The sequence below is a fragment of the Janthinobacterium sp. SUN211 genome, from assembly GCF_030587315.1.
GTDB classification, from domain to species: Bacteria; Pseudomonadota; Gammaproteobacteria; order Burkholderiales; family Burkholderiaceae_D; genus Janthinobacterium; species Janthinobacterium kumbetense.
Map to the genome: position 1 here is coordinate 516420 of NZ_JAPWIC010000004.1, position 14588 is coordinate 531007.

Here is a 14588-nt window from a genome sequence, read left to right on the forward strand (position 1 = left end):
CTTTTTTTCTTATTATTTTTTCAAAAAAGCTTCCCCTGCCGCGTGCCGGTCTTTGCCGGTGGCGGTGCTCAGGGGCAAAGCGAAATCTTACCTTGCCGGCGACGCGACAAAGGCGCGCAGCTGCGCCGTGAAGGCTGGCGCCGCCTCGACATTCGACAAATGCGACGCGGGTACCTGGGCCAGCTGTGCGCCTGCCACCTGCCGCTGCAGCCAGCGCGCATCGTCCACCGTGGTGACGGGATCGTGCTCGCCGGCGATGACCAGGGTCGGCACCGCAATCGTGGCCACCTGCGCGCGCAAGTCCGCCTGCGCCAGCGCTGCGCAGCAGGCCGCGTAGCCTTCGGCATCCTGCCCGCGCAGGGTGGCGATCATGCGCGCCACCGTGGCCGCTTCACGCGCGATGAAGGCTGGCGTGAACCAGCGCGCGGCGGCGCCGTCGGCCACCGTGGCCATGCCGTCGCGGCGCACCTGCGCCGCGCGCGCCAGCCAGGCGTCGGCCGTGCCGATGCGCGCCGCCGTATTCGCCAGCACGAGCTTCGTCAAGCGCTGCGGCTGGTGGATGCCTAGCCACTGCCCCGTCAAGCCGCCCATGGAAATGCCGCAGAACGCGGCACGGGCGATATCCAGGTGGTCGAGCAGCGCCACCACGTCCAGGCCCAGGCGCTCGATGCCGAACGGCGCGCCGCCGCTGGCCGAGCGGCCATGGCCGCGCGTATCGTAGCGCACGACATAAAAGTCGCTGGCCAGGTCCGCCGCCTGGGCATCCCACATGGACAGGTCCGTGCCCAGGGAATTCGACAATACCAGGCACGGTTTGCCGCGCTCGCCGTCGGTGCGGTAATGCAGCAGCGTATCTTCCCCGTTCCAGGTGGTCACGACAATTCCCGTATCCGTGTGTTTCATGGCATGTCTCCTTTGCTCTGCGGGTCAGGCATCGCCGTCGCGCACCGACGATGGGTGACGGCACAGCGGCATCACGTCGATCTGCATGTAGGGGAACAGCGGCAAGGAAGTGAGCAAGTTGTGCAACTCGTCCACGCTGTCCACATCGAAGACGCTGATGTTGGCGTACTGGCCCGCGATGCGCCACAGGTGGCGCCACTTGCCCTCGTGCTGCAGGCGCTGCGCCAGTTCCCTCTCCGTCTGCTTGAGCTGCGCCGCCTGTTCGGCGGGCATGTCCAATGGCAGGTTCACGTTCATGCGTACATGGAATAACATGGTGTCTCCTTAAGATTTTTATAGGCACTTACAACGCCTAACAAAACCGTAGCGAGCGGAAGAGAGTTGCGGTCGAGAAGCGCAACTGTACGAAGGTACAGTGAGCATCGCAGACCGTAAATCACGACGCGCAGTAGGTTTTGATAGGCGTCTTCAGGCGCGCTGCATGGCGCGCAGTTTGTCCATATCGATCTCGACGCCCAGGCCCGGGCCAGTCGGTACCTGCAGCATGAAGTCGCGGTACACGAGCGGCTCGCGCAGGACTTCCTGCGTCAGCAGCAATGGCCCGAACAGTTCCGTGCCCCAGGCCAGTTCGGCAAAGGTCGAGCAGACGTGGGCCGTGGCCGCCGTGCCGACGCCGCCTTCAAGCATGGTGCCGCCGTACAGGCCGACGCCGGCCAGGCGCGCCACGGTGGCCACTTCCAGCGCGGGCAGCAAGCCGCCAGACTGGGTGATCTTGACCGCATACACGTCGGCCGCATCGGCCTGCGCCAGCGCCAGCGCATCGGCGGGACCGTGCAAGGCTTCGTCGGCCATGATGGCCACGTCGAAGCGCTGCGTCAGGCGCGCCAGCGCGGCGCGGTTGCCCGCCTTGACGGGCTGCTCGATCAAGTCGATGCCGCCCGCTTCCAGCGCGGCGATGCCGCGCACGGCGTCCGTCTCGCTCCAGGCCTGGTTGACGTCGACGCGCACGCTGGCCCGTTCGCCCAGCGCCCGCTTGATCTCCAGCACGTGGGCCACGTCATCCATCACGTCGCGCAAGCCGATCTTCAGCTTGAAGATGCGGTGGCGGCGCAATTCCAGCATTTTTTCCCCTTCGGCGATATCGCGCGCGGTATCGCCGCTGGCCAGCACCCAGGCAACGGGCAGCGCATCGCGCACGCGGCCGCCCAGCAATTCCGACAGCGGCACATTCAGGCGGCGCGCCTGCGCGTCCAGCAGGGCCGTCTCGATCGCGCACTTGGCGAAGCGGTTGCCCTGGATGACCTTGCGCACCCTGGCCATCGCCTTGGCCACTTCGCTCGCTTCCATGCCGACCAGCAGCGGTGCGATGTAGGTATCGATATTCGTCTTGATGCTTTCCGGGCTTTCGCCGCCGTAGCTCAAGCCGCCGATGGTGGTCGCCTCGCCCCAGCCCGTGATGCCGTCGGCGCAGCGCAGCCGTACCAGCACCAGGGTTTGCGTATTCATGGTGGCGACGGACAGCTTGTGCGGACGGATGGTTGGCACATCGACCAGGTAGGTCTCGATATTTTGAATCATATTTATTCCGTATAATTCTGTAGAGTGGAGACACGATATTCCCCGAATGTCCCCACGTCCAACACCGAGTTGGTATCAAACCTATACCTGAAAGGTATGAAGATGGAATTACGACACTTGCGCTACTTCGTGGCAGTAGCAGAGGAAAGGAACTTCACGCGGGCCGCCGCGCGCCTGCATATCGCGCAGCCGCCACTGAGCCGGCAGATGCAGCAGCTGGAAGAAACCCTGGGCGTGGCGCTGATCGAGAAAGGCTCGCGGCCCTTGCGGCTGACGGAAGCGGGTGAGTTTTTTCTCGCCCACGCGCGCCCGCTGCTCGACCAGGTGCGCGACCTGAAGGCGATGACCCAGCGCATCGGCAAGCTGGAACGCACGCTGTCGATCGGCTTCGTCGCCTCGACCCTGTACGGGGAATTGCCCGATGTCGTGCACCGCTATTGCGAGCGCCATCCCGAAGTCGACGTGACCCTGCATGAAATGACGACAGTGGAGCAAATCAAGGCCCTGAAGGAAGGCCGCATCGACGTGGGTTTCGGGCGCCTGAAAAGCGAAGACCCCAGCATCCGCCGCATCCTGCTGCGCGAAGAGCGGCTGGTGGTGGCCCTGCCGCCCGGCCACCGGCTGGCCAAGGGGGAAGGCGGGTTGCGCCTGACGGACCTGATCCACGAAACCCTGCTCGTGTATCCGAAAGCGCCCCGCCCCAGCTTCGCCGACCAGGTGCTGGCCATGTTCAGCGAGGGCAATGTCACGCCCGGCCCCGTCACGGAAGTGCGCGAGCTGCAGATTTCCATGGGACTGGTGGCGGCCGGCCAAGGCATTTCCATCGTACCGGAAAGCGTGCAAGCCATGCATCACCGGAACGTCGTGTACCGCAAGCTGGACGACAAGCATGCGTTCTCGCCCATTTTATTCAGCATGCGGCACATGGATCGCTCGCCGGAACTGGACAATCTCCTCGCTGCCGTGTATTCGATCTACGATGAACACGGCATCGCGCACGTCAAGGAAAGCCTGTAGCCCTCAGGCAGACAGCGGCGCGTCGGCCAGCAATGCCGGGCGCAGCGCGCGGATGCGCAGTTCCGTGAAATAACCGCCCGCCTCGTTGTAGCGCAAGTAGTGGCGGCCGCAATTGAGGCAACGGGCTACCTGGCTCAGATTGGCGGGATAAAAGCGCGGCGCGATGGGCGCATCGACGCTGTCGTAGCGCGTGCCGTGCGGGTGATACTCGTCAAACGTCGGTTCCTCGTACGGATCTTCGCGCAGGGTGCCGACTTCTTCAAAGCGGTCCAGCTCCAGCGAGGTGGGAAGGCGCTGCCAGGCGTCCAGCGGAACGACGCAGCAGCTGCATTTTTTGGTAATCGTGGCCGAAGCGGTGGCCAGCGCGGACAAGGCGGGAAAGTCGAGGAATATCATGTTCAGCCATTGCAAATGGTGCGGCCTGTGGCAACGAGCCTGGCCGCGCCCTTTCATTCTAGCGGAATGCATCTTTCAATGCCCCATGAAGTCATTCCACTTCGGCAGCAGCACGATGCTGTTCGGATTGAGCCCCTTGTTTTTCAAGGTATCGACACTACCCGCCACCACCTCCTTTTTCATGTCGATGACGGTGATGCTGCCATCGCTCATGCCCGGCAGGTTGAGCAGCGCGTTCTGCACGAAGGCATAGCGGCCATCCCTGGTGAACGCCACGTGGTGCGCGCCTTCGGCGGCAGGGATCGATTTCAATAGCCGGGGCTTGCCGATGCCGCCCGTCAGGTCGAAGATATGCAGGTGGCCCGGCTTGGCCGTCGTCAGGTACAGCCGCGTCGCGCCCTTGTTGAAATACAGCTCCAGCGGCACGCCCGCCTTTTGTTCGGCAAAGTCATGCACCTGGGCCGTGTCGAAATCTTTGGTTGTCGGATTCCACGTGGCGGTCCACACGGTGCCGCCGTACATATTGGCGACGTAGGCGACAGGCAGTTTGCTGCCCGGGACGAACAGCACTTCCACCGGCGCTTCGCCAGACGGCGACGGCTTTTTCGACAGCTTGTGCGTGCCCAGCACCTTGCCCGTGCTCGTTTCCAGCACGCTGATCACTTCACCCGCGTCGCCCAGGTCCGTGGGGCGGATGGTGCTCGTCAGCAGGGTGCGGTCGATGCCATCGTGGACGGCCAGGCCATGCGGATATGGCGCCGGCAGCCTGACGGTGCGTCCCGGCTTGTCGTGCACGGCGTCGCCTTCCAGCATGGCCTGCGATCCCATGCAGCTCAGATACCAGCGCTTGTGGTCATCCGAAAAGACGATGTCCTCGCCCACCTGGCAAGTCGGCACCTCGATCACCTTGATGGGAAAGTCCTTGTGGCGCATGTCCATCACGCGCAGCTGCGTCTTGCCCAGCGCCGTGATGTAAGCCTTGCTCATGTCGTGGTTGTAGAAGATATGGTGCGCCACCAGGTCCGGCGGCAGGGCGATGTCGCGCACGATCTTGCCGAAGTTTTTCGACTCGGGATCGACATCGATGATGGCGATACCCTCCTTGCGCGACGGCGGCGCGACAGGGCTTTTCAGCGACTTCAATGACTCGGGCGCCTTGCTCTCGTAATTGACCATGGCCAGGATTTCGGCCGACGCAGGCAACACCGCCAGGCATGTCACGGCCAGTGCAAACATCACTTTTTTCATCATCTCCCCCGCCTTTTCCAAGTGTCGTCGGATCCGCGCCGATCATTCTACGGCCGCACTTTTTCAAACTGGTGTTTTTTTTCAGATGGCCAATGCTGGAAATCTTTCCTAAAATTTAAGCATGAAAAAATACTCATTCCTCCCTCCGCTTGCCAGCCTGGGCCTGGCCATTTTCCTGCTATGCATATCGGCGCAAAGCCAGTCGCAGAGCGACTCTGCGGCAAAACCGCAACAACAGGAACAGCATGTGGCTCTGGCCATCGCGCAGCGCAAAATCGCCGCGAAGCCACCGACGATACGGGTCCGGCAGGACGCCCGGATCACCGTGGATTGGAGTACCGACGAAATAGTCAGTATCCACTTGCATGGCTACGATCAGCTGCTGGAAGTCAAGCCGGGCGAGACAAAAGCCATGCGCATCGACGCCACGGTGCCGGGACGCTTCCCTGTTTCCGCGCACGGCTATGGCGCGCAAACGGATGGCAAGAAGGGCAAGCAGCACAAGCATCACCGCGAGGCGCCCCTGATGTACCTGGAAGTGCTGCCGCGATGATGCGGCGCGCCATCGCTTTCGTCCTGCTGGCCGCGCCAGGCATCGCCCATGCGCACGGCTTTGGCCAGCGCTACGACCTGCCCTTGCCGCTCTGGCTATATTTGCTGGGCGCGGGACTGACGGTGGCGCTGTCGTTTGCCTTCCTGGCACTGTGGCGCCGGGATGGCACAGCGACCTGCCAGGGCGACTATGCGCGCCTCGTCCTGCGGCAGGTTCCTGGCGCACGCGCCATCGCTTTCGCACTGCGCCTGCTGGTGCTGGCGTTGTATATTCTGGTGATCGTGGCGGGACTGGTGGGCGTGCAAAACCCCGTGAAAAATATCGCGCCCGCCATGGTGTGGGCCATCTGGTGGGTCGGCATGGCCTACGTGTCGGCGCTGCTGGGCGACTTGTGGGCGCTGGTCAATCCGCTCGACAGCGTGGCGCGCGCGGCGCAGCAACTGTTCCCCCGCTGGCGCGCACCGCTGGCGTGGCCGCGCTGGCTCGATAGCTGGCCGGCGGCGGCCCTGTTCTTCGGCTTTATCTGGATGGAGCTGAACTGGGAAGGCAGCGAGCAGCCGGCCAGCTTGGCCTGGACCATGCTGCTGTATTCTGCCTGCACGTGGGCAGGCATGGCGCTGTTCGGCCGCGCCGCCTGGCTGCGCCATGCGGAAGTTTTCAACGTCGTCTTCGGTCTGCTGGCCCGCTTCGCGCCCGTGACATTCCGCGACGGCGCCTGCTACGTGCGCCCGTATGCGGCGGGCTTGCTGACGGTGGAACCCGTGCGTCCCGCCTGCCTGGTGCTGGTGATCCTCATGCTGGCCTCCGTCAGCTTCGACGGCATGATGGAAACGCAAACGTGGTACGACATCGTCGACGCCGTCCTCGCCGTGGCGCCTGGTGCGCTAGCATGGATCACCACGGCCGCCCTGCTGCTGATGCCGGCCCTGTTCCTGCTGGTGTTCCTGCTGTTTTGCGCGCTGATCGCCCGCTGCGGTGCCAGCGATGGCCAGCCGGCCATACCCTTGCTGCGCGTGGCCGGCCACTTCGTGCTGACCCTGGTGCCGATCGCCATCGCCTACCATTTCGCCCACTACCTGTCTTTCCTGGCGATGGCGGGCCAGTACCTGATTCCGCTGGCGTCGGACCCGCTGGGCCTGGACTGGGACCTGTTCGACACGAAGCTGTACTTCATCCGCCTTGGCATCGTTGACGCCAAGGTGGTGTGGTACGTATCGCTATTCGCCATCGTCGCAGGCCACGTGGCGGCCGTCTGGCTGGCTCATGTCTGCGCGCTGCGCCTGTACGCCAGTCGCCGCGCGGCCCTGCGCAGCCAGTATCCGATGCTGGCCCTGATGATCGCCTACACTTTGCTCAGTCTCTGTATCATCGCGCAGCCCATCGTCGGCGGCTAGCCCGTGCCAGGAACAGCTCCAGCAGCAACAGCATGCCGCCGGAAACGAGCAGCAGCGGCATCAGCGCACACATGCCCGCCGCCGTCAGCCAGGCCAGGGCCGAGGGCGACGTCCAGGCGCCCGGCAGCAGCTTGGGTAAACCCAGCGAGCCAGGCAAGCGCCGTTTGAAAAACATCACCCAGCCCGACACCAGCGAGAACAGCACGCTGGCGCCGAACAGCAGCAGCACGGCCTGGTTCCACCAACCGAATTCGCCGCGATGAAACGGAATGCCGATGGCCGTCGCCTTGCCGAACGCCGTCTGCGCCTCCCACCCCGCATAATACAAAGGCTTACCGCTGTAGGCATCGAATTGCAGGTCGAAGCGCAAGGTGGGCTGGCTGCGGTCGGCCATGGTGGCGCGCCACACATCGTCCTGGCTGGCCGGCGCCGTCAGCTGCACGGCGATGGCGGGCGCATGGCTGCGCGCCACCTGCCACGCATCCTGCCAGTCGAGCGGAGCGCCCTCCTCGTTTGAGTGCAGGCCGCGCGGCACGGGCGGCGGCGCCTGGCCGCTGATGTCGCGCAGCGCGCGGATGCGCCCGCCCGCCTGCTGGCTCCACGTCAGCCCCGTCGTCAGGATGACGACGCTGACGATGCCGAGCGCCACGCCGAGAAAAGCATGCCACTGGCGCCAGCCATTGCGCCCGCGCGCGCCCCGCTTCGGCAAGCCCGCTTGCGCGCTGCGCGGCCACCACAGGACCACGCCCGTTACCAGCATCACCATCAGCCAGCTTGCCGCCAGCTCGATCATCCAGCGCCAGCCATCGTTTTGCAGCAGGCGCGAATGCAGCTTTTTCGCCCAGTTGCCGAAGCGCTCACTACTGGCCAGGCTACCCAGCACGCGCGCGTCATAGGGGTTCACATATACGACGACGGCTTGCGCGGGCAGGCCGAACTTCGGCCTGGCGGGCGTGGCCGGCGCGGCATGTCCGCCATGGCCCGCATGCTCATCCTGCGCGCCGCCGGGCGGCGCGAACGCCACCTGCACCGCGTCGTCCTGCTGGAACGGCGGCACCACGTGCTGCACCGCCCAGCCACGCGGCGCCGCCCGTTCGGCAGCCGCCACCGCGGCATCCAGCGGCAGCATGGCGCCCTGCGGCGCCACATGGTCGAGGTGCTGGTACAGCCTTGCCTCGATCTGCGGCGTGAATACGTACAAAATGCCCGTCAGGGTGGCCACCAGGGCAAACGGTGAAGCGATCAGCGCGGCCCAGAAGTGGATGCGCCAATACAGGCTTTTGCGCCGTGCGATGAGAAAAGTTGCGTCGTCCATGGCCATCCTCACAGTGCGTTGAAGGTATAGCCTAGGCCCAGCATCACGCTGCGCGGCGCGCCGGGCGTGTACTGGTTCTGGCTGTTCGGCGCATAGCTGCCCGTGCCCGCATAACTGCTGCTGGCCGAATCGGCATAGCGTTTGTCGGCCATGTTGCGCACCTGCGCCCACGCTTCCAGCCCGCGCGCGAGCTGGTAACTGGCGCGCAGGTTCAGCAAGGCGTGGCCCTTGTACTCCACCGTGTTGGCATTGTTCATCCAGTAGCGCCCCTGGTGCACGGCTTCAAGCGCGATACGCGCCCCGGCCACGGGCTTGTAGCCGATCTCGATCGAGGTGATGTCGCGCGGCGCCTGCGGCATGGCGCGGTCGCTGTAATCGAGGGTACTGGAGAGCTGGTAGCGCAAGTAGCGGTGCCGCGCGATGGCCGTGGCGAAGCGCGCGTCGAAGGGGCCGCTGTCGTAGTTCAGGCCCAGCTCCAGGCCTTCGCTGCGCGTGCGCCCCGCATTGCGGTTTTCGCTGTTGCCGGGCGAGAGCGTGTAGCTGACGATGGTGTCGCGCCCATCGAGCCGGTACAGGGCCGTATCGAGTTTCAAACGGCCCTGCAGGAACGCCCAGCGTAAGCCCAATTCATAGTTGTTGTAGACGGACGGCTGCAAGTCGGCGATGCCCGTCTTGCCATACAGCTGGCTCACCTCGGGCGGCGTAAAACCCTGGCTGACGTTCGCATACGCGCTGCCCGCATGGCCGATGGCATAGGTGGCGCCCAGCTTCGGGCTCACGTGCGAAAAGCTGCGCGACTCGTCGGGCGCGCCATAATTGACGCTGCCGCCGGGCGCCAGCCTGTTATGGTAATCGTAGCGGATGGCGTCCGAACGGCCGCCCAGCACCACGCGCGTGCCCGCCAGCGGAGAAAATTCCCATTGCGCGAAAACGGCAGTATTGAGGATATCCGTCTGGTAGTCGCGCACGCCCTGCGGATTGCTGGCATTGGCCAGCGTGTAGCGCAGGTAGCGGCCCGTGGCGGCATCGCGCACGATGGACAGGTTATCGCTGACAAAGGGATTGTCGCTCTTGTCCACATACACGCCGGCGATCAGGCGCGAACGCAGCCAGGCGAATTCCTGCTGGTGCTTCACGTCCAGGCCCAGCGAATCGACGTGGTTATTGTTGATGACGCCCTTGCACAGCACACCCGCGCAGCTGCCGATGGAATACGCGGGAATCTGTCCATGGTCATTCTTGCGCGTAAACACGGTGACGGTGCTCGTGCCATTGGCCGTCGTCGCGCCCTCCCACGCCAGATTCATGCGCGTGGTCTTGTCCTTGCGGTAGGTAAACGTGTTCAGGCTCTTGCCGGGGTCAGTGCGGTAGTCGTTCTCGAACAGGCTGCCCGTCATCGCCGCATCGAGATCCGTGTGGACGATGGTGGCGCGCAGCTGCGAGGTGGAACTGAGCGCATAGTCGGCGCGCAGCGAGAACGAATCCTTGTCGCCGTAGCTGTACTCTTGCCAGTTGTCGCGCGAACGGCGCGAACTGTAGTGGGAAAAGCGCAGTCCCAGCGGCCCCCAGGTATCGCTGGCGGAAGTGTCGTAGCGGGTGTAGCCGCCCACGTTATCGCGCCGCACGCCCACGCTTGCCGTGGGTGTCGCGCTGGCGCCGGCTGTGAGGAAATTGACGGCGCCGCCGACGGCATTGCTGCCGTACAGCGAGGACGCGGCGCCCTTCACCACTTCCACGCCGCTGGCGCCCGCCATGTTCATCTCGTTAAGCGAGTTATGGTTGAAGACGCCCAGCGGGCGGATGGGAATGCCGTCTTCCAGGTACTGGTAGACGGCATTCGTGCCGATGGGCTGGCGGATGCTCATGCTGTGCTGTTCGTTGCCCAGGTCATTCCAGTACACGCCGGCGATGCGGTTGAGGATATCGCCCATGGTCTTGGGCTTGTCGCGTTCCAGGGTTGTGGCATTGACGACGCCGATGGCTTGTGGCGTCTCAGACAGCCACGCTTGCGCGCGCGAACCGGAAACGACGACGGTGTCGATGGCGTGGTCAAGTTGCTGCGCCCGCGCGCAAGGGTAAGCCACGGTGATGGCGACGGCCAGCACCAATAAATTCTCGTTCATGTGATTCTCGTTTAAGTGTGCGGATGCGGCGCATCACACCGCAAGGTGGACAGCGCCAACATTGAAAAAGCAAAAACTCAGACGAAGATGGGCGGCGCGCGCGACTGCGCGGTGGACCAGATGAACAGCGGTGCGGGAGACTGGTAGTAGAGGGCCGGGAAAATGGCCGTGCCGCTGGCCACAAGCAGCGGCAGCACGGGGCTGGCGGGCGGCAGGCCGACGGAACCTGCATGCGTGGAACAGAAGGCGCAATGCTCCATCTGCATGGCCTTGCCGCCGGATTTCTCGTCGGCGGCGCCGTCATTGTCGACCTGGACGAAACGGATACCGGCCACCGAGCAGATTTCCGCCCAGCCGGAGCCGGATTCCTGCTTGGCGGTGGCGACGGCCTGGGAAATCGATGGCGCGAGCGCCGCCAGCAGGATCGCGAAACAGGCGATCCAGGCGGCAAAGCGGCGCGTGAACAAGGTCATTCCCATGGCCGTATTTTACCAGCGGCCGCCGGGACTGGATAGCGGAAAGCGGCTCAGGCGGCCGGGCAGGCGGCGTTGCCGTTGTCAAAAGCGCGCACGACGCTCGCCGTATCGGCGGCGATGCGGTTCACGGCGCGGCGGTGACCGAGCACCAGTTCATCGTAGCCGGCGCCCACCTTTTCATTGGCTATCGTGCGGCAAGTCACCACCTTGCTGCTGGCCAGCTGGCGCACGCTCCACACGGCATCGATCAGCGCATATTGGCCCATCACGGACTCGAAACGCTGCACATTGGTGCTGATGCGGTACACGGGCAAGTTGTCCGGATGCGGCGTGCGGAACACGTCGATGGCGCCCAGGTCGTTCGTCACGGCCGTCGACAGGGCCTGGCCGATCTCGCCGGCCAGCGGCCCCGCCCAGCGCTGCTGCTCCAGCAATTCGATGCGCCCCGATGGCGCCGTCACAACAAACTGGTTGCGGCTCACCTGCTGCGGCACGCTGACGGCCAGCACCTCGACATAGTATTTGACGGGTTTGGCCGGCTGCGCGTCGGCGCCGCCGCTGAGCGTATAGAAATGCTCGGGCTGGGGCGTGGAGCAGGCGCCCAGCAGGATGGCTGTCATCAAAAGCGCAAAAATTGGCTGCTTCATTTTTTCTCATCTCCTTTTTTACCGCGGATCAGGGACTCGGGGTGGCGTTCCAGGTAATCCGACAGGGCATTGAGCGATTGCAGGGTTTGCGTCAGCTGCTGCAAGGCCTGGCGCACGTCCGACTGCAGCGGCGAATCCTTTTGCAGCACCTGTTCGGCCGTGCCGAAGGTCTGTTTCGCCGCCGTCAAGGTATCGCGCATTTCCGGCACCACCTGGCCATCGAGCTGCTTGAACAGGGTATTGGCCTGCTTGATGGTGACGTTCAGGTTATTGCCGATCTCCGCATACGGTACCTGATCGAGCTTGCGGGCGATGCTGGCGATCTGCGTCTGCAGTTCATCCAGGGTATTCGGTACGGTCGGCACTTCCAGCGGATACTTGTTCGCGTCGAGCACCACCTTCGGCGCTTTCGGGAAGAAGTCCAGCGCGATGTACAGCTGGCTGGTCAGCAGGTTGCCCGTGCGTAGCTGGGCGCGCAAGCCACGGCTGACCATGCGTTCGAGCAGTTGGTGGCCGGCTGAGCCTTCCTCATCGTCGACAGCGGCCTTGAAGCGCATGCCCAGGCGGGCCGGGTACAGATTGACGGTGACGGGCATGCGGAAGTTCTTCTTCACGGGATCGAACTCGATGCCGACCGAACGCACTTCGCCCAGCACGATGCCGCGGAAGTCCACCGTGGCGCCGGGCTGCAAGCCGCGCAGGGACTGGTCGAAATAGAACACGGTGGTGATGGCCTGGCCATCGGGTTCGCGCATGGCGCTGGCCTCATCGGCCGCCAGGCGGAAATTGGTATTGGCCGGTGCCGGCTCTTCGGGCTTGCGGCCATTTTCCGCCTCGAAGGCGATACCGCCCACCAGCATGGCCGCCAGGGACTGGGTGTTCAGCTTGAAACCGTTGGAATCGAGGCGCACATCGACGCCGCTGGCATGCCACCAGCGCGCGTTCTTGCCGACGAACTGGTCGTACGGCGCGTTCACGAAGACGGACATGGTGATGCCGTTGCCATCCTTGTCCAGCGCAAAGCTGACCACCTTGCCCACGCGCAGGCGGTGGAAGAACAGGGGCGAACCCACGTCGACGGAGCCGAGGCTTTCCGCATGCAGGGTGTACAGTTTGCCCTTCTGGTCGCCGGCCACGGCGGGCGGACTTTCCATGCCGATGAAGTTGTCTTTCTTGGCTTCCGACTTGCCCGTGTCAACGCCGATGTAGGCGCCCGACAGCAAGGTGCCCAGCCCCGTCACGCCGCTGGCGCCGATCTGCGGGCGCACCACCCAGAAACGCGAATCGGCGGTAGCGAAGCGGCGCGCTTCCTTGCTCATGTCGATCGTCACCAGCACCTTGCTCAAGTCCTCGCCCAGGGTGATGGCGCGCACCTGGCCAATATCGACATCCTTGTATTTGACCTTGGTCTTGCCAGGCTCGAGTCCTTCGGCGCTCTTGAAGCTGACCGTCACCGTAGGCCCCTGGTCGAGGATGGACTTGGCGGCCAAGCCGGCGCCGATCAGCGCGGCCAGCAACGGGATGAGCCATACCAGCGACGGCAGCCAGCGGCTGCCCTGTTCCACATCAGGCTCCGGCAATGGACGGCCGCCCGCTTCGGCAAGGTCGCCTGCTTCTTTGTCAGACATGCTGTTCTCCAATCACTGTATTGTTTTCGGTATTTGTCACCACCACGGGTTCTTCCTCGCCGGGCACCTGCCCGTCGACGGGGTCCCAGATCAGGCGCGGGTCGAACTGCATCGCCGCCAACATGGTCAGCACCACCACGGCGCCAAAGGCCAGCGCGCCAGGACCGGCCGTGATCACGGCCAGCGACTTGAAGCGCACCAGCGCCACCGTCAGCGTGACGACAAAGATGTCGAGCATGGACCAACGGCCGATGAATTCGACCATGCGGTACAAGATGGTGCGCTGGCGCGGCCGCCAGCGCGAACGCCGCTGCGCGGTGAATGCCAGCAGCGCCAGCACGCCCAGCTTCAGCATGGGCACGACCACGCTGGCGATGAAAATGATGATGGCCAGGCCTTTCGAGCCGCTGCTCCAGAACAGCACCACGCCGCTCATGATGGTGTCGTCCTGCGCGCCGAACAACGATTGCGTCACCATCACGGGCAGCAGGTTGGCGGGAATGTAAAGGATCATGGCGGCGATCAGCAAGGCCCAGGTGCGGTTGATGCTGTCCGGTTTGCGTACGTGCAGGGCCGTGCCGCAGCGCACGCAAGCCATGTGCCTGCCCTTGCCCAGCGGTGGCGCCACCAGGCCGCAGGCATGGCAAGGCAGCACTTTCTCGCCCGGCGCGAAGGCCTTGTAGCGGATGCCCGGCAGCGCTTGCCGGGTCAGGTCGTCGCCCAGGTTCCACAGGGCCTTGGGGTCGAACGAGACGACGATGGCCAGCATCAGGGTCAGCGCGCCAAACGCGAACAGCCCCGGTTGCGGCAGCACCGTGGCCAGGCTGGTCATCTTGACGACGGTGATCAGGATGCCGATCATCAGCACCTCCGTCATGCCCCATTCGCGCGCCGTCTGCACAGCGCGCAGCACGCGGTTAAAGCCGGGCACCTTGACGCCGCCGCGCAAGCCCAGCGCCACGTACAGCAGGGAACCGAGTTCGATGGCGGGAAAGAGGATGGTAAACAGGAAGACCATCGTCGCCACGATGTGCATCTGCTCGGACCACAGCACGCGGATGGAACCGAGCAAGGTAGCGCTGGAAGTGAGGCCATTGACGTCGAGTTCGACGATAGGGAAAAACTGGGCGATCAGGAAGACAAAAGCGGCGCCCAGCGTGAGCGCCACCACCTTGGTCAATTCGGCCGATGCACCCCGCGCGTGGGCGCCGCGATACAGCACCGAGCGGCAACGGATACAGCGCGCCTTTTCGCGGGGACGCAGCGGACGTTTGCGGTACAGCACGCCGCAGTCATGACAACTAATCAGG

At 64.3% G+C, this 14588-nt stretch carries 14 protein-coding genes; 3 read left to right on the forward strand and 11 right to left on the reverse strand.

Annotated elements, in window-relative coordinates; translation table 11 throughout:
• Window positions 1-87: 87 nt before the first annotated feature.
• The 3 genes from pcaD to O3301_RS17105 form a co-directional block, all read right to left on the reverse strand.
• Window positions 88-903 carry a 3-oxoadipate enol-lactonase gene (pcaD, locus tag O3301_RS17095; RefSeq protein WP_305056957.1) on the reverse strand — a complete coding sequence of 272 codons (816 nt, stop codon included), beginning with the start codon at window positions 901-903 and terminating at the stop codon, window positions 88-90.
• Between the two features lie 24 nt (window positions 904-927).
• On the reverse strand, window positions 928-1218 hold the full coding sequence (catC, locus tag O3301_RS17100) for a muconolactone Delta-isomerase (RefSeq protein WP_215403851.1): 291 nt from the start codon (window positions 1216-1218) through the stop codon (window positions 928-930).
• 153 nt (window positions 1219-1371) lie between these two features.
• Window positions 1372-2481: a muconate/chloromuconate family cycloisomerase gene (locus O3301_RS17105; protein WP_305054301.1), complete on the reverse strand. Its 1110-nt coding sequence runs from the start codon at window positions 2479-2481 to the stop codon at window positions 1372-1374.
• A gap of 102 nt (window positions 2482-2583) precedes the next feature.
• Between O3301_RS17105 and O3301_RS17110 the strand changes: the two genes are divergently transcribed.
• A complete protein-coding gene (locus tag O3301_RS17110) occupies window positions 2584-3498 on the forward strand; it encodes a LysR family transcriptional regulator (RefSeq protein ID WP_289913288.1) in 915 nt (304 codons plus the stop codon).
• A 3-nt stretch (window positions 3499-3501) separates the two neighbouring features.
• Here O3301_RS17110 and O3301_RS17115 read toward each other — a convergent pair whose 3' ends face one another.
• Together O3301_RS17115 and O3301_RS17120 are read right to left on the reverse strand one after the other, a co-directional pair.
• On the reverse strand, window positions 3502-3894 hold the full coding sequence (locus O3301_RS17115; RefSeq protein ID WP_305056958.1) for a hypothetical protein: 393 nt from the start codon (window positions 3892-3894) through the stop codon (window positions 3502-3504).
• 75 nt (window positions 3895-3969) lie between these two features.
• Window positions 3970-5145: a YncE family protein gene (locus O3301_RS17120; RefSeq protein ID WP_305056959.1), complete on the reverse strand. Its 1176-nt coding sequence runs from the start codon at window positions 5143-5145 to the stop codon at window positions 3970-3972.
• Window positions 5146-5263: 118 nt separating this feature from the next.
• On the opposite strand from O3301_RS17120, the gene O3301_RS17125 reads away from it, so the two are divergent.
• A complete protein-coding gene (locus tag O3301_RS17125) occupies window positions 5264-5695 on the forward strand; it encodes a hypothetical protein (RefSeq protein WP_289906378.1) in 432 nt (143 codons plus the stop codon).
• The gene (locus tag O3301_RS17130) at window positions 5692-7089 is read left to right on the forward strand and encodes a hypothetical protein (RefSeq protein WP_305056960.1); all 1398 of its coding nucleotides are present in this window, start codon (window positions 5692-5694) and stop codon (window positions 7087-7089) included. The genes O3301_RS17125 and O3301_RS17130 overlap by 4 nt, the downstream gene beginning before the upstream one ends.
• On the opposite strand, the gene O3301_RS17135 is transcribed toward O3301_RS17130, so the two are convergent.
• The 6 genes from O3301_RS17135 to O3301_RS17160 all read right to left on the reverse strand — a co-directional run bounded on the left by O3301_RS17135 (window position 7061) and on the right by O3301_RS17160 (window position 14563).
• The gene (locus O3301_RS17135) at window positions 7061-8404 is read right to left on the reverse strand and encodes a PepSY domain-containing protein (RefSeq protein ID WP_305056961.1); all 1344 of its coding nucleotides are present in this window, start codon (window positions 8402-8404) and stop codon (window positions 7061-7063) included. The genes O3301_RS17130 and O3301_RS17135 overlap by 29 nt on opposite strands.
• A gap of 8 nt (window positions 8405-8412) precedes the next feature.
• Window positions 8413-10527, reverse strand: coding sequence for a TonB-dependent receptor domain-containing protein (locus tag O3301_RS17140; protein WP_305056962.1), 2115 nt, complete (start codon window positions 10525-10527; stop codon window positions 8413-8415).
• 77 nt (window positions 10528-10604) lie between these two features.
• A complete protein-coding gene (locus tag O3301_RS17145) occupies window positions 10605-11006 on the reverse strand; it encodes a DUF2946 domain-containing protein (RefSeq protein WP_305056963.1) in 402 nt (133 codons plus the stop codon).
• Window positions 11007-11053: 47 nt separating this feature from the next.
• Entirely contained in the window at window positions 11054-11650 is a 597-nt protein-coding gene (locus tag O3301_RS17150) for a membrane integrity-associated transporter subunit PqiC (protein ID WP_289899817.1), read from the reverse strand.
• A complete protein-coding gene (locus O3301_RS17155) occupies window positions 11647-13278 on the reverse strand; it encodes an intermembrane transport protein PqiB (RefSeq protein ID WP_305056964.1) in 1632 nt (543 codons plus the stop codon). The genes O3301_RS17150 and O3301_RS17155 overlap by 4 nt, the downstream gene beginning before the upstream one ends.
• Window positions 13271-14563 (reverse strand): paraquat-inducible protein A, encoded by a 1293-nt coding sequence (locus O3301_RS17160; RefSeq protein ID WP_369812205.1) that lies wholly within the window; start codon window positions 14561-14563, stop codon window positions 13271-13273. The genes O3301_RS17155 and O3301_RS17160 overlap by 8 nt, the downstream gene beginning before the upstream one ends.
• Between the last annotated feature and the right edge of the window lie 25 nt (window positions 14564-14588).